The organism is Pseudoalteromonas denitrificans DSM 6059 (assembly GCF_900112265.1).
Taxonomy (GTDB): Bacteria; Pseudomonadota; Gammaproteobacteria; order Enterobacterales; family Alteromonadaceae; genus Pseudoalteromonas; species Pseudoalteromonas denitrificans.
Genome location: NZ_FOLO01000004.1, coordinates 122,683 through 145,358, shown reverse-complemented (window position 1 = coordinate 145,358; position 22,676 = coordinate 122,683). Strand labels below are relative to the sequence as shown.

16 protein-coding genes are annotated in these 22,676 nt (G+C 33.8%); 12 read left to right on the top strand and 4 right to left on the bottom strand.

What is annotated here, in order from left to right; all coding sequences use genetic code 11:
- Position 1: 1 nt before the first annotated feature.
- From BM088_RS04315 to BM088_RS04295, 5 genes are all read left to right on the top strand, one after another.
- Positions 2-1,024 carry a YCF48-related protein gene (locus BM088_RS04315; RefSeq protein ID WP_091980368.1) on the top strand — a complete coding sequence of 341 codons (1,023 nt, stop codon included), beginning with the start codon at positions 2-4 and terminating at the stop codon, positions 1,022-1,024.
- A gap of 4 nt (positions 1,025-1,028) precedes the next feature.
- Positions 1,029-3,359 (top strand): efflux RND transporter permease subunit, encoded by a 2,331-nt coding sequence (locus BM088_RS04310; protein WP_091980363.1) that lies wholly within the window; start codon positions 1,029-1,031, stop codon positions 3,357-3,359.
- Between the two features lie 217 nt (positions 3,360-3,576).
- A complete protein-coding gene (locus BM088_RS04305) occupies positions 3,577-8,412 on the top strand; it encodes an NAD-glutamate dehydrogenase (protein ID WP_091980358.1) in 4,836 nt (1,611 codons plus the stop codon).
- Positions 8,413-8,519: 107 nt separating this feature from the next.
- Complete coding sequence (pyrD, locus tag BM088_RS04300; RefSeq protein ID WP_091980353.1) at positions 8,520-9,530, top strand: quinone-dependent dihydroorotate dehydrogenase; 1,011 nt, start codon at positions 8,520-8,522, stop codon at positions 9,528-9,530.
- A 131-nt stretch (positions 9,531-9,661) separates the two neighbouring features.
- Positions 9,662-10,192: a cell division protein ZapC domain-containing protein gene (locus BM088_RS04295; protein WP_091980349.1), complete on the top strand. Its 531-nt coding sequence runs from the start codon at positions 9,662-9,664 to the stop codon at positions 10,190-10,192.
- A gap of 43 nt (positions 10,193-10,235) precedes the next feature.
- Here BM088_RS04295 and BM088_RS04290 read toward each other — a convergent pair whose 3' ends face one another.
- Entirely contained in the window at positions 10,236-10,583 is a 348-nt protein-coding gene (locus BM088_RS04290; protein WP_091980345.1) for a DUF3718 domain-containing protein, read from the bottom strand.
- Between the two features lie 335 nt (positions 10,584-10,918).
- Between BM088_RS04290 and icd the strand changes: the two genes are divergently transcribed.
- A complete protein-coding gene (icd, locus tag BM088_RS04285; protein ID WP_091980340.1) occupies positions 10,919-12,172 on the top strand; it encodes an NADP-dependent isocitrate dehydrogenase in 1,254 nt (417 codons plus the stop codon).
- 78 nt (positions 12,173-12,250) lie between these two features.
- On the opposite strand, the gene BM088_RS04280 is transcribed toward icd, so the two are convergent.
- Positions 12,251-12,706 (bottom strand): hypothetical protein, encoded by a 456-nt coding sequence (locus BM088_RS04280; protein WP_091980336.1) that lies wholly within the window; start codon positions 12,704-12,706, stop codon positions 12,251-12,253.
- Between the two features lie 146 nt (positions 12,707-12,852).
- A complete protein-coding gene (locus BM088_RS04275; protein WP_091980333.1) occupies positions 12,853-13,800 on the bottom strand; it encodes a LysR family transcriptional regulator in 948 nt (315 codons plus the stop codon).
- 105 nt (positions 13,801-13,905) lie between these two features.
- On the opposite strand from BM088_RS04275, the gene aceK reads away from it, so the two are divergent.
- The 4 genes from aceK to glnS all read left to right on the top strand — a co-directional run bounded on the left by aceK (position 13,906) and on the right by glnS (position 19,808).
- Positions 13,906-15,678 carry a bifunctional isocitrate dehydrogenase kinase/phosphatase gene (gene aceK, locus BM088_RS04270; RefSeq protein WP_091980330.1) on the top strand — a complete coding sequence of 591 codons (1,773 nt, stop codon included), beginning with the start codon at positions 13,906-13,908 and terminating at the stop codon, positions 15,676-15,678.
- A 120-nt stretch (positions 15,679-15,798) separates the two neighbouring features.
- Positions 15,799-16,554 (top strand): GumC domain-containing protein, encoded by a 756-nt coding sequence (locus BM088_RS04265; protein WP_091980327.1) that lies wholly within the window; start codon positions 15,799-15,801, stop codon positions 16,552-16,554.
- Positions 16,555-16,606: 52 nt separating this feature from the next.
- Entirely contained in the window at positions 16,607-18,043 is a 1,437-nt protein-coding gene (gene rmuC, locus BM088_RS04260) for a DNA recombination protein RmuC (RefSeq protein ID WP_245763751.1), read from the top strand.
- A gap of 112 nt (positions 18,044-18,155) precedes the next feature.
- The gene (gene glnS, locus BM088_RS04255; protein ID WP_091980324.1) at positions 18,156-19,808 is read left to right on the top strand and encodes a glutamine--tRNA ligase; all 1,653 of its coding nucleotides are present in this window, start codon (positions 18,156-18,158) and stop codon (positions 19,806-19,808) included.
- Positions 19,809-19,862: 54 nt separating this feature from the next.
- Here the strand turns inward: glnS and fnr are convergent, their stop codons facing one another.
- Positions 19,863-20,636 carry a fumarate/nitrate reduction transcriptional regulator Fnr gene (gene fnr / locus BM088_RS04250; protein WP_091980320.1) on the bottom strand — a complete coding sequence of 258 codons (774 nt, stop codon included), beginning with the start codon at positions 20,634-20,636 and terminating at the stop codon, positions 19,863-19,865.
- Positions 20,637-20,880: 244 nt separating this feature from the next.
- On the opposite strand from fnr, the gene BM088_RS04245 reads away from it, so the two are divergent.
- Both BM088_RS04245 and BM088_RS27120 read left to right on the top strand, forming a co-directional pair.
- Complete coding sequence (locus BM088_RS04245) at positions 20,881-21,189, top strand: hypothetical protein (protein ID WP_091980317.1); 309 nt, start codon at positions 20,881-20,883, stop codon at positions 21,187-21,189.
- 88 nt (positions 21,190-21,277) lie between these two features.
- Positions 21,278-22,676, top strand: a 1,399-nt coding sequence (locus BM088_RS27120; RefSeq protein ID WP_483878431.1) for a collagen-like domain-containing protein, incomplete at its 3' end; no start/stop codon positions are given.

Genomic DNA, 22,676 nt, shown 5'->3' with positions numbered 1-22,676 from the left:
CATGAAATTTTTTATATACAGCTTGCTATTTACGTGCATTTTATTATTTACGAATAAGCCTCAGGCAGCTGTGGAACCTAAAGCCTTAGAATCATTAACTCCAGCAGTAATGGCTTCAAAAGCACAAAAGGCCTTATTAACGGATATAACGGACAATGGACAATATATCGTTGCAGTAGGTAAAAGAGGGATAATTTTGCACAGCAATGATGCCATTGAGTGGAAACAATCTTCAGTACCTTTACAAGTACTATTGACATCTGTGTTTTTCATTGATCAAAATATAGGTTGGGCAGTGGGTCACGATGCAACAATTTTGCACACACTTGATGGTGGTGTTAAATGGTCAGTCCAAAACTACCAGCCAGAGTTAGATAAACCGTTTTTAGATATTCAATTTAAAGATAAACTTAACGGTTTTGCCATAGGTGCATATGGTTTATTTTATCGTACATCAGATGGTGGAATAAATTGGAAAAATGAATTTTTGAGTAGTTTGCTATTTAGTGAAGATGCAGATTATTTGGCTGAACTTAAAGCTGAGGATCCCGAAGGTTATGTAATAGAAACTCAGTCTATTTTACCTCATTTTAATCAAATTCTGATATCAAAAAACAAACTTATTATGGCCGGTGAACAAGGTTTTTTAGCCATGAGTGAAGATGGCGGCAAACACTGGAACCGCTTAGATGAGATTTATACAGGCTCATTTTTTGATATTAAAATATTAAAAAATGGCACTTGGATCACCGCAGGTTTAAGAGGTAATGCATTTACGTCAACGGATAGCGGTAAAAACTGGAAAAAAGTACAGACGCATTCACAAGCAACAATAAACCAGATTTTAGTAACAGATGATGGTGCTGTTTTATCTTCTAATAACGGAATTTTGTTAACTTATAAAGCTGGAAGTGTCACAAAACTTGAATTATCAGATGGCAAAGCAATATTGGCAACACTCATAAAAGATCAAAAATTAATATTTGCTTCTGAGGTAGGTATTAAGAGTCAGGAGTTGAAATAACAAAATGAGTAGTTTATTAACACAATTTGAATTAATTATTTTTAGGCACCGTTTAGCGGTGATCATTGCATTTATACTAACAACTGTTTTTTTGGCGTTTAGTGCAACAAATATAAAATTGGATGCATCATTTAACAAAAATATTCCACTAAATCATGATTACATGAAGTTGTATTTAAAACATGAAAAACAATTTGGTGGTGCTAACAGTATTCTTATATCTGTATGTGATGAAAGCGGAGATATCTTCAATCCTGAATTTTTTACTCAGTTAAAATCAGTACATGACCAGCTATATTTTATCCCAGGTGTAAATCGGTCTTTGGTTCAGTCAATTTTCTCTCCCAGTGCCCGGTTTGTTGAAGTTGTAGAAGATGGATTTGCTGGCGGGCCAATTATTCCAGCTGATTTCAAAGCCGATAAAGCGGGACTTGCAAAGGTTAAAGAAAACATTGAAAAAGCGAATATTGTTGGGCGTAAAATAGCCAATGATTATTCTTGTGCAATGGTTTCAGCGCAGTTAATGGAAATTGACCCAACAACGCAAGATAAACTAGATACTTTAGCTTTTGCTGAAAAACTAGAAACACAAGTAAGAGCACCTTTCAGTACAGATACTGTGTCTATCCATATTATTGGTTTTGCTAAAATGGCAGGTGATATTGCTGATGGTGCAAAAGGTGTTGTCTTATTTTTTGTGATCGCGATTATTTTTACTTTCATTATGGTTTGGTTCTTTTGTAAAAGCTTAAAACTGACGCTTTTACCTATTGCTTGTTCTTTGATTGCGGTTGTATGGCAGCTTGGATTGTTATCACAATTAGGTTTTGGCCTTGATCCTATGTCTATTTTGATACCATTTTTAGTTTTTGCAATTGGTGTGAGCCATGGGATTCAAATGGTCAATGCAATTGGTAAAAAAACACTAGAAGGGCTTGCTTGCAAAATGGCTGCAGAAACTTGCTTTAGAAGTTTACTGATCCCAGGTGGCATTGCTCTTTTATCAGATACAGTTGGCTTTTTAACTTTATTATCAATTGATATAGGTATAATTCGTGAGTTAGCTATTACGGCGAGTTTAGGTGTCGCAGTAATCATTTTTACTAATTTAATTTTGCTTCCTGTGATAGCGTCTTATTTTAATACTGCAACGGCGAAAGGGAAAAATAAAGGTGAATGCTCACCAGATGCATTTAAAAACTTAATTGAAATTTTAGTTTGTGCAACGGACCCTAAAATTGCTAAAAAAATTATATTCGTTGTTGCTCTTCTATTTGGTTTCAGTTTTTGGCAATCACAGCAAATGCAAATAGGTGATTTGCATCCAGGAGCGCCGTCATTACATTCAGATGCTGCTTACAATCAGGATACTTTTCTAATTACCGATAAATACTCAATTTCTGTTGATATTCTTAAAGTCATTGTTGAAGGACCTGCAGAGGCTTGTACTTTTCATGATTTGATGTCTCGAGTAGACAGGTTTCAATGGAATATAGAAAATGTAGAAGGTGTGCAATCTGCAATTTCTTTAACTTCTGTTTCTCAAGCTGTTAATGCAGGGTATAACGAGGGAAATTTAAAATGGCAAACAATACCTCGTAATACTTCAAGTTTGGTACAGGCTACAGCTCGAGTTGAAACAAGCACAGGCTTATTAAATGGTAACTGTAGTGTAATGCCTATCATTATTTTTATGGAAGATCATAAAGCACAAACAATTGAACGTGTCATTGCTGCTGTTGAAAAGTTTGGAAAATTAGAACAAACAGATGAACTTAAATTTCGCTTAGCCACAGGTCCTGTGGGCGTGATGGCTGCAACAAATCAAACTGTTGCACAAGCACAACTGCCTATGATGTTATATGTATATGGTGCTGTTACCTTATTATGTTTGATTAGTTTCCGCTCTGTAAGAGCCACAATTGCTGTTGTTTTACCGCTTTATGTTGTATCTACCATGGCACAAGCTTTGATGGTTTTCTTACAAATCGGTTTAACTGTATCAACCTTACCTGTTATTGCTTTAGGTGTGGGTATAGGTGTGGATTATGGTATTTATATTCTATCTTCCATGAGCGCACAACTAAAAAATGGTGTGCAACTATCTCAAGCCTATAGAAATGCATTGCTTGAAAGAGGGAGTGCTGTGTTATTCACTGGGATCACTTTAGCATTAGGAGTGAGTACCTGGGTTTTCTCTGCATTAAAATTTCAGGTTGATATGGGGATATTATTAACTTTTATGTTTTTAGTGAATATGCTTGGTGCTGTTCTATTACTTCCCGCAATAGGTACGATTTTATGGCCTGTTAAAAAAGGATATAAAAAAAGTTGAATTAATAGTGAATAATTGTTCTTAAAAATGGCCATTATTGGCCATTTTTATCTATATTTTGTGAATAGATGTCCAACCGTTTGAAATTTATACTGCATTGATATAAAAAAACGGTTTAATTACTAGCTAAAAGAGTTAGAATTCACCCCGACTCCACGCTAATAAACACCTGTACATTAATTACTCGTTTATAGAAGTAATAGATAAGGAACACACAATGACACAAAACGATAGTCGCACTTCAGTTCTGTTGGATAATGTTTGTAAATTAATACATCAGAAAGTACATGCAGATAATGTGTCACTCGTTGAAAAGTTTGCCAAAACCTTATACAGCAATATGTCTAAAGAAGATTTGGCAAATCGCAATGACAGTGACTTATATGGTGCTGTACTAAGTTTATGGAATTCACTCGAAAATCAAATATCTGATGATGTATTGGTAAGAGTTGTAAATCCTGAGCTTGCAAAACATGGTTGGCAATCCTCTCACACGATTGTTGAAATAATTGTTAAAGATATGCCATTTTTAGTTGACTCAGTTCGTATGGCATTAACACGCGAAAATATCGCATCTCACCTTTTATTACATTCTCCACTTAAAATTCAAAGAGATACTGAAAATAAAATTTCTGCTATTTCGAATTTAAAAGGTGAACAGGCTTCATCTTCTACCAAAACAGTTTTTTTTATTGAAATAGACCGTCAAACTGATGCAACTGTAATCGAATCATTAAAAGAAGAATTAAGCTCAGTTTTACGAGACGTCTCTGTTGCAGTTGAAGATTGGTTGCCTATTAAAGATAAACTAAAACAAATTTCGTCTGAAATCCCAAATCGTGAAGGTGTTAAAAATAAATCTGAAATAAAAGAGACCGTAGATTTCCTTCAATGGTTAAGTAAAGACAATTTTACTTTAATGGGTTATCGTCAATACGAGCTAACGGCTGTAAAAGGTGATTACGAATTAAAGGGCATTAAAGGCACAAGCCTAGGTATGATGAAGAATTCTGAAGAAGAAAAAATAAGACTTCTTTCAGACTTACCTGAAATTGCAAGAAAAGAAGCACGTAATGAGCACTTATTAATACTGACGAAAACAAATTCCATCTCTCGTGTTCATCGCCCAGCATATATCGATTACATTGGCATTAAACGTTTTGACAAAAAAGGTAACGTGATTGGAGAAGATAGATTTATCGGTTTATTTTCTTCAAATTTTTACAATAATAGTGCTGGTGATATTCCTGTATTACGTTCTAAAATTAATCGTATAATGGATAAGTGTGACTTTGCTAAAGGAACACATGCTTATAAAGCGGTATTAAATGTATTAGAAACTTACCCGCGTGATGAATTAGTACAAGCTCAAGAGCAAGAGTTATTAGAAGTTGCTATGGGTGTTTTACAAATGCAAGAACGCGATATGTGTCGCTCGTTTGTGCGAAAAGATATATATGGTCGTTTTTTCTCTTGTATGGTTTACGTACCACGAGAACGTTACAACACAGCACTACGCCGTGAAACACAACAAATACTTGCAAAAGAATTTGGCTCTCAAGAAAAAGTAGAATTTACTACATTTTTCTCAGAATCTATCCTGGCTAGAACACATTACACTGTTCGTGTAGCCGACAACAATATCGAATTTAATGTGAAAGACATAGAAAGAAACTTAATTGAAGCTGCGCGTACATGGGAAGACAAGCTACAGTCTGTATTACTTGAAAGAGCAGGCGAAGCAACAGGGAACGAATTAAACCGTAAATATAGCCATGCATTTGCCCGTGCTTATAAAGACCAAGTATTACCAAGTGCTGCTGTAGTTGATATTGAAAAACTTGAATTACTCAGCGATGATAATCAACTTCAAATGCTATTTTATCGTCCACAAGAAGCAAATGGTAATGAAGTCAGTTTAAGCTTATATCACAAAGATGAACCAATTCATTTATCAGCTATTATGCCTATGCTTGAAAACTTCGGTTTACGTGTTATTGGTGAGACACCTTACTCAGTTAAAACATCTGATGGTCAAGTAAATTGGATCATGGATTTTACGATGTTACTTGGAAACACAGCTGAAGGTGACTTTAATGCAAGCTCTGAACGTTTTCAAAATGCCTTAACAGATGTTTGGCAAAACCGTTTAGAAAATGATGGATTTAATCGTTTAATTTTATCAGCGGGACTGGGTGGTCGTGAAGCATCAGTTTTACGTGCTTATGCAAAATATATTCGTCAAATTGGTGTTACTTTCTCACAAAGTTATATTGAGAGTACATTTGAGCGTTATCCTGCTTTAGCGCAACAACTTGTAGCATTGTTTGAGAAAAAATTCTCACCAAAAGCAAATTACTCTGAAAAAGCGTTTAATAAAATTGTCGCAAAAATACATGCCGACTTAGATAATGTGGCTAATCTAGATGATGACCGAATTATTCGTGTTTATTTAGATATGATCAATGCAACACTCAGAACCAATTATTATCAGTTAACATCTGATGGTGCGCATAAATCATCTATCTCTTTTAAAGTACAGCCAACACTTATTCCTGATATGCCATTACCAAGACCGGCATTTGAAATTTTTGTTTATTCACCAAGAGTTGAAGGTGTTCATTTACGTTTTGGTAAAGTTGCTCGCGGTGGATTACGTTGGTCAGATAGACGTGAAGATTTTAGAACGGAAGTTTTAGGATTAGTAAAAGCGCAACAAGTTAAAAATACTGTAATTGTGCCTGTTGGTTCAAAGGGGGGTTTTGTTTGTAAACAACTACCAAGTGGCAGAGATGAATTTTTTGCCGAAGGCCAGGCATGTTACCGTATCTTCATTCGTGGTTTACTTGATATAACAGATAACATTGTTGCAGGTGAAATTGTACCGCCACAAAATGTTGTACGCCATGATGCTGATGATGCTTATCTTGTTGTAGCAGCTGATAAAGGTACTGCTACTTTTTCTGATATATCTAATAGCATTTCAGAAGAATATGGCTTTTGGCTAGGCGATGCGTTTGCATCGGGTGGTTCGATTGGCTATGACCATAAAAAAATGGGCATAACTGCAAAAGGTGCATGGGAGTCTGTGAAACGTCACTTCCGTGAAACGGGTATTGATTGTCAAACCACAGATTTTACTTGTGTGGCAGTTGGCGATATGGCTGGGGATGTATTTGGTAATGGTATGCTGTTATCTAAGCATATTCGTTTACAAGTTGCTTTTAACCATATGCATATATTCATCGATCCTAACCCTGATTCAGCTAAAACGTATCCTGAACGTGCTCGTTTATTTGAATTACCACGTTCAAGTTGGGAAGATTACGATAAATCACTTATATCTGAAGGTGGTGGCATATTCTCTCGTGCCGCAAAATCAATTTCATTAACCCCTGAAATTAAAAAGATGCTTGGTACTAAAAAAGCAAGCATGACACCAAACGAATTAATTCGTACTGTGTTAAAAATGCAGGTTGATTTAATCTGGAATGGCGGCATTGGTACTTATGTAAAAGCCACCAGTGAAACTGATGCAGATGTGGGCGATCGTGCAAATGATGCTTTACGTATTAATGGCTCAGAGCTAAACGCAAAAATGTTTGGTGAAGGCGGCAACTTAGGTTGTACTCAGTTAGGTCGTATTGAATTTGCACAAAATGGTGGTCGTATAAATACCGACTTCATTGATAATGTAGGTGGTGTTGCTTGTTCTGATACCGAAGTAAATATTAAAATTTTACTTAATAGTTTAGTTGCCCAAGGTGATTTAACTAAGAAGCAACGTGATGAGTTATTATACTCAATGACAGATGAAGTCTCTGTTGATGTATTAAATGACTGTTACCGTCAAACACATACTATCTCAGTAACACAATTAAAAAGTACTTCTACATTAAAAGAGCAAATTCGCTTTATTCATGCTCTTGAAAAAGAAGGTAAACTTGACCGTGAAATTGAATTTTTACCTTCTGATGAAGAGCTATCAGAAAGACTTGCTGCTGGTAAAGGCCTTAGCAGACCAGAACTTTCAGTATTAGTATCATATGCAAAAATGGTTCTAAAAGAGTCTTTAGTTACACCTGAATTGACTGATAACCCTTATTATCGCCAACTACTGGTGACTGCTTTCCCTGTACCATTAAGAGAAAGATTTAATGATGCGATGGATAATCACCCACTTCGTGCTGAAATTATCGCAACTAAACTTGCTAATAATATTATTAATGATATGGGCTTTAATTTTGTAGCGCGTATGATGGAAGAAACAGGCGCTCAAGTTGCTGAAATTGCATTATGTTACTCAATGGCTGCAGAAGTATTCCAAATGTCTGACATTTGGTCGCAAATTGAAGCATTGGATAATAAAGTGCCTGCAATTGTTCAAACTGAAATGTTATATCAGTTACGCCGTACAATTCGTAGAGCAACTCGATGGTTCTTACGTCATCGTAATAAAGCACTTAACATTGAACAAACAATTGCATTCTTTGCGCCGGCATTTGAAGATTTAAGTGCAAACTTAACGACTTACATGAATAAAGAAGAAGCTGAGAAGTTGACGCTTGAAGCACAGTCTCTTCAATCTGAAGGGATAGATAAAAAACTTGCTGCGCGAATTGCACAGTTATCTAGCTTATTCTCAGTAATGGATTTAGCACAAGTTGCAGATCATGCACATCGTGATATGGATATTGTTGCAAATACATACTTTAAACTTGGTGCAAGAATGGGACTGCATTGGTTCTTAGATCAAATCACAAATCAACCAGTTGCAAATCATTGGCAAGCACTAGCACGTGCATCCTTTAGAGAAGAGTTAGATTGGCAGCAACGTTCAATATCAGCTGTTGTATTAAATAGTTGTCCTGATACTGAATGTAATGTTGATGCAATTGTTGATTCTTGGATGCAAGATCATGACGTTTTATTAGAGCGTTGGTTACATATGCTTGCTGAATTTAAAACCTCTCAAAGTCATGACTTTGCAAAATTCTCGGTTGCTTTAAGAGAATTAATGTTACTAAGCCATACGTGTGATACATCTAAATAAATAAACAAGTTACTTGTTCATATTGGGCATGTGTTATTGATTTATTTGTTATAAAATACCCCCGTTTGACCATCTTGGTCGCTGGGGTATTTTTTTGGGAGAAGTTTATGTTTTATGATTTAGCACGCCGCTTTATGTTTACACAAGATGCGGAGTGGGCTCACAATTTTGCATTAAATAATTTAAAACGATTTGCGCATACCCCATTAAACGCTATGTGGGCACAATCTATAGCGGATAAACCGGTTGAGTTTTTAGGTTTGGAATTCAAAAATTTATTAGGTTTGGCTGCGGGCCTTGATAAAAATGCTGAATGTATTGATGCATTTGGTCAAATGGGCTTTGGTTTTATTGAAGTAGGTACTGTTACACCACGTCCACAAGTGGGGAATGATAAACCTCGTATATTTAGATTACCTCAATCAAACGCCATTATTAATCGCATGGGATTTAATAATAAAGGTGTTGACTATCTTTTAGGGAATGTTAAATCGTCTAAATACAATGGTATTTTGGGGATCAATATTGGTAAAAATAAAGATACGCCAAATGAGAAAGGTAAAGATGACTATATTCATTGTATGCGAAAAGTATTTACAAGTGCCTCATATATCACTGTAAATATATCTTCACCCAATACGCCAGGTTTACGTGATTTACAATACGGAGAAGCACTTGATGATTTACTATCAAGTTTGAAAAATGAGCAAGATGATTTATCAGCAAAACATGGAAAACATGTACCTATGCTTGTTAAAATTGCCCCTGACTTAGATCAGATACAAATAGAACAAGTTGCGGGATCTTTACTAAATAATAATATTGATGGTGTGATCGCTACAAATACCACATTAGATCGTTCTTTAGTTCAAGGACAAAAATATTGTGATGAAATGGGGGGGTTATCTGGTCAACCTGTCAGACAAAAATCTACCCATGTTGTCAGTGAGCTAAAACGATTAACTGGTAATAAACTACCTATAATTGGTGTAGGCGGCATAGACAGTGCGCAATCAGCAAAAGAAAAGTTAAATGCAGGTGCTGATTTATTACAAGTTTATACTGGATTTATATACCAAGGTCCTCCTTTGGTTAAAAAGATCTTAACGGGTTTGTAGAGATCATTTTTTACGTTATAAGGATCAGTAATATAAAAAAATGATCCTTCGTAAAATATTATTAAAAATATTTCAATAATCTGTTGAATTTATCTATAATCCTCAAAATCAGTGTGTTTCGGGGATTTTTTATGTTACAAGCTTCAAAACAATGGAGTTGGTTTGCTTGTTCTAAAACAAAATGTCTTTTACTCGATATGGGTAATGAGATGGTTTTTTGCACTCCCTATAAAATTCGTAATTTAACAAATGATGTTTTATTAAATCCGGCGTTTAGTTTAACTGATGCGAATTTTTACCAGCAAGTTTATACTTATCTGTCAGGTTTTAATCTATGGAATGATGCTCAAATATGTCAGGTGGCTCTCAATGCGACTGCTGTGAAGCATTACCTTAAACCTGTTTTAACAAAAAGTTGGTTTTTTGAGTTTTATAATGGTCAACAGCCAAGTGTAGATGCAATTGTACAATTAAAATCAAAAAATCAAGTTGGGCAGTTTTTAATTGTTGATCATAGCGAGCATGGATCTGTTTGTATTTGTTTAGAGGCTGAGTTTAAATTAGATGAAAATTTTAGTTTAAAGCAATTTGAAGTTATTAAAGTATTAAATGATAGAATTCATCCCCTCATAATAAATAATATTCAGAAAAAATTAGCATAAGTAAGGTGAGAAATTTTCTCACCTTATATTAATTATTAAAATTTTATTCAACTCTTTCTTTTGCATCTTCAGCTAAATGCGCAGAAAGCTTAGTTATTTCAGCTAAGTTTGCAGATACAACCTTTTTAGGTAACTTCCCAATTAAAAACTCTCCTGTATCTAAAGATTGTTTAGTTGCTGCAAAAATTAATAAATTTTTACCATTACATTCAATTTTTTTGAATATATTTCTAACTTTTAATTTTTTATTTTTCAAAAATGAACGTAAACGCGTTTTATCATTTACAGAAATATACTCACAAACACGAAGTGAAATATCATCTGCACTGGCTGTAGGTACATTTAACGCAGCAACAGCAAGTAAGCTAGTTAAGATCAATACTTTTTTCATATTTTACCCTTATAGAATTATTACATTTACATTCTGTGGAAATTTATACTTTTCAGTATTTAATCAGTGTAGTGTGATGTGTGATAAAAACCAGTAGTTTATTGATATAAATGCAATTATTTAATATTTTGATTAAAAACCGCCACATAATTGTGTGTTTTTTAACTAAGTTAAGAAAAAATGATTAGACAGAGGTTTGATGCTAACTTGATTCATTTATTATATAAGGTTGCTTATCGTTAATTTAGCCTGTTTAACTATGGTAAAGTTAAAAGCAAAATCATATCTTTTTGATTTATTTAAAATATTCCTTTATTAGGGAAAAGAAGGTTATTATGCACTACCAACATATCCGAGTTCCAGAAACGGGCTCAAAGATCACTGTCAATGCTGATGGTACATTAGCAGTACCAAATAATCCTATCATAGCGTATATAGAAGGAGATGGTGTTGGCGTTGATATTACGCCTGTTATGTTAGATGTTGTAAATGCAGCTGTTGCTAAAGCTTATGGTAATAAAAATAAAATTCATTGGATGGAAGTGTTTAACGGTGAAAAAGCAGCTCAAATGTATGATGGTGACTGGTTTCCTCAAGAAACACTTGAAGCCGTTCGTGATCACTGTGTGGCCATCAAAGGACCATTAACAACACCGATTGGTGGTGGTTTCAGGTCACTAAATGTCGCATTGCGTCAAGAAATGGATTTATATGTCAATATGCGACCTGTAAAATGGTTTAAAGGTGTGCCTTCGCCACTAAAAAATCCTGAAAAAACAAATATGGTGGTATTTAGGGATAACTCTGAAGATATATATTCAGGTATTGAGTTTAAAGCAGGCTCAGTTGATTCAGAGAAGTTAATTGAATTTTTACAATATGAAATGGGTGTTACACGAATACGTTTTTCTGAAAATTGTGGAATAGGTATAAAACATATATCTGAAGAGGGATCTAAAAGGTTAATTCGCCAAGCTATTAACTTTGCGCTGTTAAATAATCGAGAGTCCGTTACTTTAGTGCACAAAGGTAACATTATGAAGTTTACCGAAGGCGCATTTAAGCAATGGGGCTATCAGATTGCTAAAGATGAATTTGGTGCCATAATGCATGAAAATGGCCGTTGGATGACAATTAAGCATAAAAAGAGTGAGAATAACTTAATTATAAAAGATGTCATTGCCGATAGCATGTTACAACAAATTATTTTACGTCCTCAAATGTATGATGTTATTGCGACAATGAACCTTAATGGAGATTTTATAGCTGATGCATTGGCTGCACAGGTTGGTGGCGTTGGTATTGCACCAGGTGCTAATTTAAATGATGAACTTGCTTTTTTTGAACCGACACATGGCACAGTACCAAAGTTTGCAGGCTTGGATAAGGTTAATCCAAGTTCAATTTTATTATGTGCGCAAATGATGTTGGAACATATTGGTTGGCATGAGGCTGCTCAGTTAATCAGTCGTGGTCTCGAAGGTGCAATAGCCACAAAAAAAGTGACCTATGATTTTGCTTCTTTGATAGATGGTGCAATTGAAGTTAAGTGTTCTGAATTTGGATTAATGGTCATTGAAAATATGTAATGAATAATTTTAAAATTGTAAATATCTGATAGTGAGATACTTACAATTTAATGAATATATTTGTATTTAAATTTTGCATTAGGCGACTTTATAATTATTTATATTAGAAGTTTCAATAATACTTAATTGGTCTTTTATAGTGCTTTTTATTGATGGCAATAACTGTGAAATTCTTTCTATCATTTTATTAATGTGAGTGTTTTTTAAATCTTCACCGTGTTCTTGACGTAAAATACTCGATATTAAACATAAAATGATGCTTTTAGGAATTTCACAACAATGTTCATCTAATATTACAGATGAAATTACTTTATCATGAACCTTAAGTTCATTTTTTTGACGCGTGACATAATTATCTTTTCTAAGTTTAGAGCCAAATTCGGCTACTAGAATTGAAAGTACTTCATAGAAGTTTTCTTTAGAAATAGATGTTGAAACTAAAATTTCGTCTTCAATAAAATGACGTAAAGGACTATCGATAAAAATTTTTTCTCTACGTTTAAAGCCTTGATCTGCATTTATTTGTGGTTTCATTATTAACTCTCTCATTCCCAGTATTTATTTTCATTAAGAATTTATTATCTTCTTAATGCCTAGGTTTAAATTAGCCTTTTTATGAATATAAATGAAATTGTTGTTTTCAATATTTGATATTGATTAAATCAATAGAATGGTTTTAATTATCTATCTTGAACTGTTTTTGCATAATCGCCCAAGGCTCTACGTAACCATTGATGCGCTTTAGAGTGGTGCAATAATGGACTCCAAATCATTTTTATCTCAACAGGAACAATTTGAAAAGGGACTTTTAAAGTGACTAAATTAGGATCATTTTTGTATAGCATAGCTTGTCGTCTGGGTATGGTCGCTATTAATTCAGATTGTGCTAATAGTAGCTGTGTCATCATATAATGTCGTGTAAATACTCTAATATTTCTTGTTTTATCATTTTGCCACAAGGCTTCATCTACCCAGCCTAATTTTTGAGAACCTGACTTGTTGGTAACTGCAGTTTCAGCGCCCCAACCGGAACGGTTGATCCATATATGATCAGTATTTAAATAAGTATCTAAATCTGTTTTTTTTGCGTATGAATTATTTTTATGGGTTAAGCAACAAAAGTTATCACGCCAAATTTTTGCCTGATGGAAAGACTTTGGTAAAAATGTAAAACGATTAATTGCCAAGTCTATCAATCCTTTTTCCATATCTTGCAAATCAATATCACCTGGTGTCAAAATATCAAAATTAATATGTGGTGATGTCTTTAGAATTGATGCAATGAAAGGCGCAATTAATGTTGCTTCAATGTAATCATTTGTCATTATTCTAAAAGTCACTTTGCTTTGCTGTGGTGAAAATGCTTTATCTGGTTGGGTAATTTGTTCAGCCATAGATAAAAACAGCACTATTTCAGGTTTGATCTTTTTGGCTTTTTCTGTTGGGCTCATTCCTTGTGCTGTTCTGACAAGTAAAGGATCATCAAATAAAGTTCTGAGTCTACTTAATGCATTGCTCATTGCAGGCTGTGTTAACGCAACTTTGTTTGCTGCTTTAGAAACACTGCGCTCTTCTATTAATACGTTTAAATATACTAAGAGGTTAAGGTCTATATTTCTAATATTCATTGCATCAATGTTACTTATTCAATATATAAATTATTTCAATTAAACCCTGATTGTTAAGGTGAGTAAATATTCATACGAAAATAGTCGATATAGGTAAGGTTTATAGTGGCAAATAGAATAATTGATCACGCAGAGGATAATAAGTCCATTAATCATGTCATTAGTGTAAAAATTTCACGTGCTATTTTAGCTGGTTTTGAATCTATGTTTGCTGACTTTTTAAACATTACTTTAGCGGCACAATCTCGTTTTGAGCGTGCTGCCTGGCATGAAGTACAAGATGCCATGAAGTTAAGGTTGAAAATTTATGAAAATAAAGTAGAAAATACAGCTCATGCAATTAAAAGTATTGCATATGAAGAATATATGGAAACATCACTTTGGCATGAAGCTAAACATCAATTTGCGACTTTGATCATAAATCATGAAAATGCATTAATAGGGCAAACATTCTTTAATTCTGTATTTGGAAGTATTAAAGGGGATGAAAATAAACGCGATGTTCATTTATTTATTTTACAAGAACAATTTAAGCCAAAAACAAGATCTACAAATGAAATATTGTGTCATTTAGATAGTGCTACGGGTGTTATTAGTGCACTAGAGCAACTTTTAAATTATTTTAAATTTAGAATACCCTTTGAAGATATTCAAAGAGATATCAGCTCTATTAATCAAATTTTACGTAAATTTGATGGTGATATGCTCAGTATTGAAAATTGCCATATAGAGTTTGCAAAGTCTTTATTTTTTAGAAATAAAGCAACCTACATTATTGGAAGAATAATTGATGATGACGATAATCGATGTGTGCCATTTGCTTTGCCTATTTTAAATAATGACAATGGTGAATTATTTGTAGATGCCTTTATTATTGGAGAAGGGCAGCTAAGTATGTTATTTGGTTTTGCTCGTGCTTATTTTATGGTAGATACAGATCAACCTGTACGATATGTTGATTATTTATGTCAATTATTACCTCGTAAACAGCGCTTTGAGCTATTTAATGCAATTGGATTTATCAAACATGCAAAAACAGAGTTTTATAGATATAAAGTTGACTCTACAAAAGACATGCCTACAGGTGAGAAATATATTAGTGCTCCTGGTATTAAAGGCATGGTGATGTTGGTATTTACAACTCAAAACTCAGAATATGTTTATAAAATTATAAAAGATACATTTACCCCGCCAAAAAATATAACGCGAAAAGGTGTGATGGAAAAATATGATTTTGTAAAAAATGCTGATCGTATTGGTCGTTTGGTTGATACACAAGAGTTTAGGTATCTCGCATTTGATTTATCTCGTTTTAGTCAAGAAATATTAATCGAATTAAAACAAAAGGCTGGCAATAATATTATTATTAGTGGTAATGCTTTGATATTAAAACATGTTTATGTAGAACGAAAAATGCTACCGCTTAATCTATTTGTAAAACAAAGCGATGATATTGAGCTGAAAAATGTCATGTTCGAATATGGTAATGCAATAAAGCAATTGGCGGCAGCAAATATTTTTCCTGGAGATATGTTAATGAAAAACTTTGGAGTGACACGTTGGGGGAGAGTCGTTTTTTATGATTATGATGAAATTTGCCCTTTACTTGAATGTCATTTTAAGTCTATTCCACAAGCCGATAATACATTTGATGAATTATCCAATGAACCTTGGTTTGATATTGAACCAAATGATGTTTTTCCTGAGCAATTTTCAATATTTTTATCTTCCAACTTAAAAGCAAAAAAATATTTTGAGTTTTATCATAGTGACCTATTTGATGCGGTTTATTGGCAAAAACTGCAAAAAAGTATTCAAGATGGCGAAATTGCAGATGTATTTCCATATAAAGATAAATGGCGTTTTAATCGTAATTGATAGTTTTATTGTATAACTCCCTTTATACTGCAATTTAGCTGCGCCCCTTGTGTCAAGATAGTTAAAGCATATTGAAAAAATAATTATTGCAGCCAGAAAAATTATAATAAAGGGATAAAAATGCAAAAAAATCATTCAGATGAACACATTCCAAGTATCGTATTAGAAAAAGAAGATATAAAACATAAAAGACAAAGTAATGTCCCTGATATAAAAAAAACACTTCCTGAGTCATCAAATATACAAACGACTAAAAAGTCGCCATTGCCTATTTTATTAACATTAGCTTTATTTTCAGGCACATCTTGGTTTATGTACCAACAGAATGTGGTTTTGAAAGCATCACAAAACCGAATTCAGGTTTTAGAAAATGCGTTATCGGCGACAGATGAGGAAATGGGGTCTTCAGCTATTGCAATGCAAACAAGAGTGAAAGACTTATCTGAACAAACATCACAACTTTCAGATAAAACCTCTGAATTATGGAAGCAAATGGATAAATTATGGGCTTCAGCATGGCGTAAAAATCAAAAAGATATCACAGCGCTCACTAATACAGTGCAGGAGCAAACGAAACAACAAAAGGTGCAGCTTAATGAACAGTTAGCTTCCATTAATGCGATATCAATAGAGCAGAATCAAATAACTGAAAATTTTAATAAACAAATATCCCTAAGAAATAATAACATTCAAGGATTCAAAGAAACCTTGCTTGAATTTGAAATGAAAGCATCAGAAAAAGAACGAAAATTAGCTGCTTTAAAAGTACAGTTGACACAGTTAAAGCAGCAAAATGATCATTTGAATACGCGATTAAATGAACTTGAATTGAATATGTCTCAAGTGAAAAATACAGCTGATACACCACAACTTTAATGAATCACCATGTAGTCATTGATAAAAAACGAAAATCTAATAAGGGAAGCCATTGACTCAACTTGAACAAATCTTGATTTTAGCATTTGTGATTCTTGTATTTAGCATTGTTTTTGTATTTTTTAATTTAAAAAATAAATTGACTAAATATAAAAATCAAAATGCAACTTTGTTAGAAACAATCGATGCATTTAAGCAAACAGAAAAGCAAATTGAACATAACTCTAATAGATACAAAGATCAGTATTTAGTTACCAAAACACGCCTTGAAGCTAAATTTGATGAAATACATACTATGCAAAATAGTTTAAGGGTTTTAGAAGATAGACTTGAGATCACACAAGATAAATTATCTGAACAAAAAGCATTAGTTGCTAAACAAGACGAATCAACAACCGCTTATATCGATAAAATTGCTTTATTAGAAAAGTCAGAAGAAAGGCTTTCAGCACAGTTTGAAAATATTGCAAACAAAATTTTTACTGAAAAAACATCTAATTTTGCACAACAAAATAAAAGTGGATTGGATCTTTTATTAACCCCCCTTAAAGACCAATTATCAAGTTTTAGTAAACAAGTCAGTGATGTTTATACAAGTGAAGCGAAAGAACGTCATGCACTAAAATCAGAAATTTCTGGTTTAAAAGAACTTAATTTAAAAATGAGTTTAGATGCAAATGCATTAACACAAGCATTAAAAGGGGATAATAAAAAACAAGGAACTTGGGGGGAGGTTGTACTCGAGCGTGTTTTGCAAGGCTCAGGACTTCGAGAAGGACATGAATATGAAACGCAATTACACCTTAAAAATGAAATAGGAAAAGCATATAAACCAGATGTTGTCATTCATTTACCACAAGGTAAAGATGTTGTTGTTGATTCTAAAATGGTTTTAGTGGCGTATGAACGTTACCACAATGCACAAATAGAAGCCGAACAAACAACGGCATTAAAAGATCATATAAACGCAATCAAAAACCATATCAAAGAATTAAGTGCAAAAGATTATCAAATGCTACACGGAATAAAAAGTTTAGACTATGTACTGATGTTTATTCCTGTTGAACCAGCTTTTAATGCTGCTTTAGAGCATGAGCCCACCTTAGTACAATTTGCGCTTGAAAAAAATATTATGCTAGTAAGTCCTAATAATTTAATGGTTGCTTTGAGAACAATCAATAATATGTGGCGAATGGAATATCAAAATAGAAATGCACAAGAGATAGCTGAAAAAGCGGGCAGTATTTATGATAAACTTGTAGGTTTTGTTGATGATATGAAAAAAGTAGGCATCAATATTGAGCGAGCAGAAACAAGTTACAGTGATGCAATGAAAAAATTAAGCGAAGGACGCGGAAATTTAGTAAAAAAAGCCGAGGAAATGAAATCGCTCAATATTAAGGTTAAAAAACCATTACCGCAAGAAATGGTTGAAAAGTCACAAATTAGTTTTTGTGAGGAAAATGATTCAATACCAAAGCTACAATAGAAAAAATAACTTGATTGCATTATTAAAGTACTGCAATTACTACGCAGATTTGTAATAATGCTTTGCAATATTAAATAAAAATGTAGCACTTATTTTAGAGGATATATATTCCATGGCGGAGATTGAAAATCGCCCAAGCAACTTCATTCGTACAATAATTGACGATGACCTTGCATCAGGAAAACATTCAGCAACACATACGCGTTTTCCACCAGAGCCAAATGGTTTTTTACATATAGGTCATGCAAAATCAATTTGCTTAAACTTTGGCATTGCACAAGATTATAATGGTTTATGTAATTTACGTTTTGACGATACAAATCCAGAAAAAGAAGATGTTGATTACGTAAATGCAATTCAAGAAGATGTAAAGTGGTTAGGTTTTCAATGGCACGGTGAAATCAATTATTCATCAAACTATTTTGATAAATTACACGCTTATGCTGTAGAGCTAATAGAAAAAGGTTTGGCTTATGTGTGTTTTTTAAGTCCAGAACAAGCAAGAGAGTATCGCGGTACACTTACTGAGCCAGGTAAAAATAGTCCTTATCGTGAAACGTCTGTTGAAGAAAACTTAGCTTTATTTACCAAAATGAAAAATGGTGAATTTAAAGAAGGCGAGTGTGTACTTCGCGCTAAAATTGATATGGCCAGTTCTTTCATGGTATTGCGCGACCCTATTATTTATCGAATTCGTTTTGTTGAACATCATCAAACTGGTGATAAATGGTGTATTTATCCTATGTACGATTTTACCCATTGTATCTCAGATGCATTGGAAGGGATCACACACTCTTTATGTACACTCGAATTCCAAGATAACCGACGTTTATATGATTGGGTATTAGAAAATATCTCAATAGCGTGTAAACCTCAGCAAATAGAGTTTTCACGTTTAAATCTTGAATACACATTAATGTCTAAACGTAAGTTAAACGACTTAGTCGAAAATAACTTAGTTGAAGGCTGGGATGATCCGCGTATGCCTACAATTGCAGGTTTACGACGACGCGGTTATACACCTGCTTCAATTCGTGAGTTTAGCAGCCGCATTGGTGTTACCAAACAACAAAACACAGTTGAAATGGGGATGTTAGAAGCGTGTATTCGTGAAGACTTAAACGATAATGCACCTCGTGCTATGGCTGTTCTAGATCCTATTAAAGTTATCATTGAAAACTTTGATGAGAACAATGTAGAAGAACTAAATGCCCCTAATCATCCTAATAAAGAAGAAATGGGTAAGCGTATATTGCCTTTCACGCGTGAGTTGTACATAGAGCGTGAAGACTTTAGAATTGAAGCTAACAAAAAATTTAAGCGTTTAGTTCTTGAAAAAGAAGTGCGTTTACGTAATGCATATGTGATCAAAGCAAATCGCTATGATGAAGATGCTGATGGTAACATAACAACCGTTTATTGTAGTTATGATCCTGAAACATTAGGTAAAAATCCAAGTGATGGCAGAAAAGTTAAAGGTGTGATCCATTGGGTATCAGCATCTAAAGGCATAAAAGCACAAGTCAGACTTTATGACAGACTTTTTAATGTTGCAAATCCAGATGCAGACAGCGAATTAAACCCGGACTCTTTGACAATTGCCAATAACGCGGTTTTAGAGCCATCTTTGGTGGATGCCCAGAAAGAACAGAGCTTTCAGTTTGAGCGTACAGGATATTTTTGTCGTGACAACAAGCATGACGATTTAGTCTTTAACCAAACTGTGGGTCTGCGTGATTCATGGGGTAAGGTAGAAGGTAAATAATATATTTAAGACTAAAGCAGTTTCATTAGAAACTGCTTTATATTTTTTAATATATTAATCGTTAAAACCAACAACTTGAATATTTGACACTAATGCAGGGATCTTTAGAGTGATATTATTCAGCATTTCAAAATTCAATATCGTTATAAACTTTCCTTTAGTTTGAATGATGTTTTCTTTTTGTAATTTACTCAACAATCTACAAACAGTTTCAACTGTTAATCCTAAATAGTTACCAATTTCACCTCTTGTCATAGTTAAAATAATGTCCTTATCAGAAAACCCTCTTTGTCCAAATCGCTTAGATAAATTAGAAATGTAAATTGCAAGTCGTTGTTCTGCGGTGTTTTTATTCAATTGAAGTAACATTTTTTGTCCTTCATTGATTTCTTTACTCATTATCCTTAATACTTGACGTCTTAGATGCGGTATTTTATTTGATAATGTATCTAAAGTATCAAGTGGGATTTCACAGATCATCCCTGTTTCCATGGCTTGGCTATAACTTTTATGTTTCATGTCAGCAAGACTATCAAAGCCGAGTAAATCTCCTGCGAGGTGAAAATTTGTTATTTGCTCTTCACCTTCATCGGTAATAATATATGACTTAAATGAACCTGATCGAATCGCAAAAATTGATTCAACTTTACTTCCTGCTTTATATAAAAAATCGCCCTTATGATAAGGTTTTTTTCGACCTATAATATCGTCGAGCCTACCCATTTCATCTTCATTGAACATAACAGGTAAACAGAGTTGGCTGATATTGCAGTTATTACAGCTAATTTGAAAGTTGCTTCTTATTTTGGTTATATTTTTAAAATTCATTGAAACTCCACTCATTTAATAAAGCAAAAAGCATTCTTTTATTTTTTGGTACTGAGAAAGTGCGAGGTATGTTAGCAAGCTTAATTGAAGCTAAATAGGTGCATATTCGGGAGGATCTCCCGATTTTTAAATAAAATTGATTGATAATAAATGAATTAAAAAATATTCTTGTGGTTATTATAGGTGCAGATGTGTATAGTAAGCAATTGAAAAGTAATAGTTAAAATATAAATGGAATTATATAATGATACTACGCGCTAAATTTTTAGTTGCTCTGACCTGCTTGGTAATTCAAACTGGTTGTGGAGGAGATAAAAGCCCAAGTGAAAAAAATGAACAAGAAACAGTAATAGTTACTGATCCCCCCCCAGCTTCTAAAATAGAAACACCTAATCAAATGATTAAGGAATCATCTACTTTTGTGCCTCTAAGGCAGGAAATAAGTTCTGGTCGTTTTGATATCTCAGCTCAAACGACTGTCCAACCAGCTTTAACTGTAAGCAACCGATTTCAACTTAAAAGTCAAGCGCTGGTATTGTCACCTTCGAATTAAAAACTATTTAATCACTTTACCAAAACAACCTGCTCAGATAGCGAGTTAGTTGCTTATTTTAATAAAAAATATACATGGAATAATTACAATGAAAAAAACTACATTGGCAGTTTTACTCTCTCTTGCCTCAATGTCTGGATTTTCCGCTGAACTAAATCATCAAGGAACTTTAACTAATAGTAACTCTCAAGAGCCAGTAGAAGGTACTTTTAATGTAACTTTTAGCCTTTACGATGAAGAACTATTACTTTGGCAGTCTATTCGAAATGTTGAATTTATAGCTGGGGTATATCAAATTAACTTGGGCTCAGTAAACCCTATTAATGAATCTATATTTTCACGTTCAAACATCAATTTGGGCATTAAAATAGAAGATGATACTGAGATGTCACCACGACTGTCTATTGATACTTTCCCTAAAGCTTACCATGCTAAAGTTGCAAGTTCAGTAAAAGGTCAAGTTGATGCATCAAGTATATTTGTTGCTGGAGAAATGATAATAAATGAGTTTGGAGAGTGGGTTGGTTCACCTTCTGGACTTGAAGGGAAAGCTGGAGTAGATGGAAAAGATGGTGTAAATGGATTAGATGGTAAAGACGGTGTAAATGGATTAGATGGTAAAGACGGTGTTAATGGATTAGATGGTAAAGACGGTGTTAATGGATTAGATGGTAAAGACGGTGTTAATGGATTAGATGGTAAAGACGGTATTAATGGATTAGATGGTAAAAGTGGTTTTGAATCAAAAGGTTTATGGGATCAAAACTCCCAATATATAAAAAATGATTTTGTAACTTATCAAGGAAGTGTTTTTATAGCTTTAAATAATTTACAAAGTAGCAGTGAAAGTCTAACCCCAAAACTTGATAGTAGTAATTGGCAACTATTAGTTTCTAAAGGAGATAAGGGCCTAGATGGAAAAAATGGAGTTGACGGTATAGCTGGTAAAGACGGTTTAGATGGAAAAAATGGAGTTGACGGTATAGCTGGTAAAGACGGTTTAGATGGAAAAAACGGGGTTGACGGTATAGCTGGTAAAGACGGTTTAGCTGGAAAAAATGGGGTTGACGGTACAGCTGGTAAAGACGGTTTAGATGGAACAAACGGGGTTGACGGTATAGCTGGTAAAGACGGTAAAGATGGGTTGAGATTTAGAGGTGTATGGGATCAAAATACGGAATATGTAAAAAATGATTTTGTAACTTATCAAGGTAATACTTATATAACTTTAAATAATTTACAAAGTGATAATGAAAGTAAAATGCCTGAACTGGATAGTCAAAATTGGAAATTATTTGTTGCTAAGGGTGACAAAGGCCTAGATGGCAAAGACGGTATAGCAGGAAGAGATGGCACTAACGGTTCAAATGGCAAAGACGGTATAGCAGGAATAGATGGCGCTAACGGTTTAGATGGTAAAGACGGTATAGCAGGAAAAGATGGTGCTAACGGTTTAGATGGCAAAGACGGTATAGCAGGAAAAGATG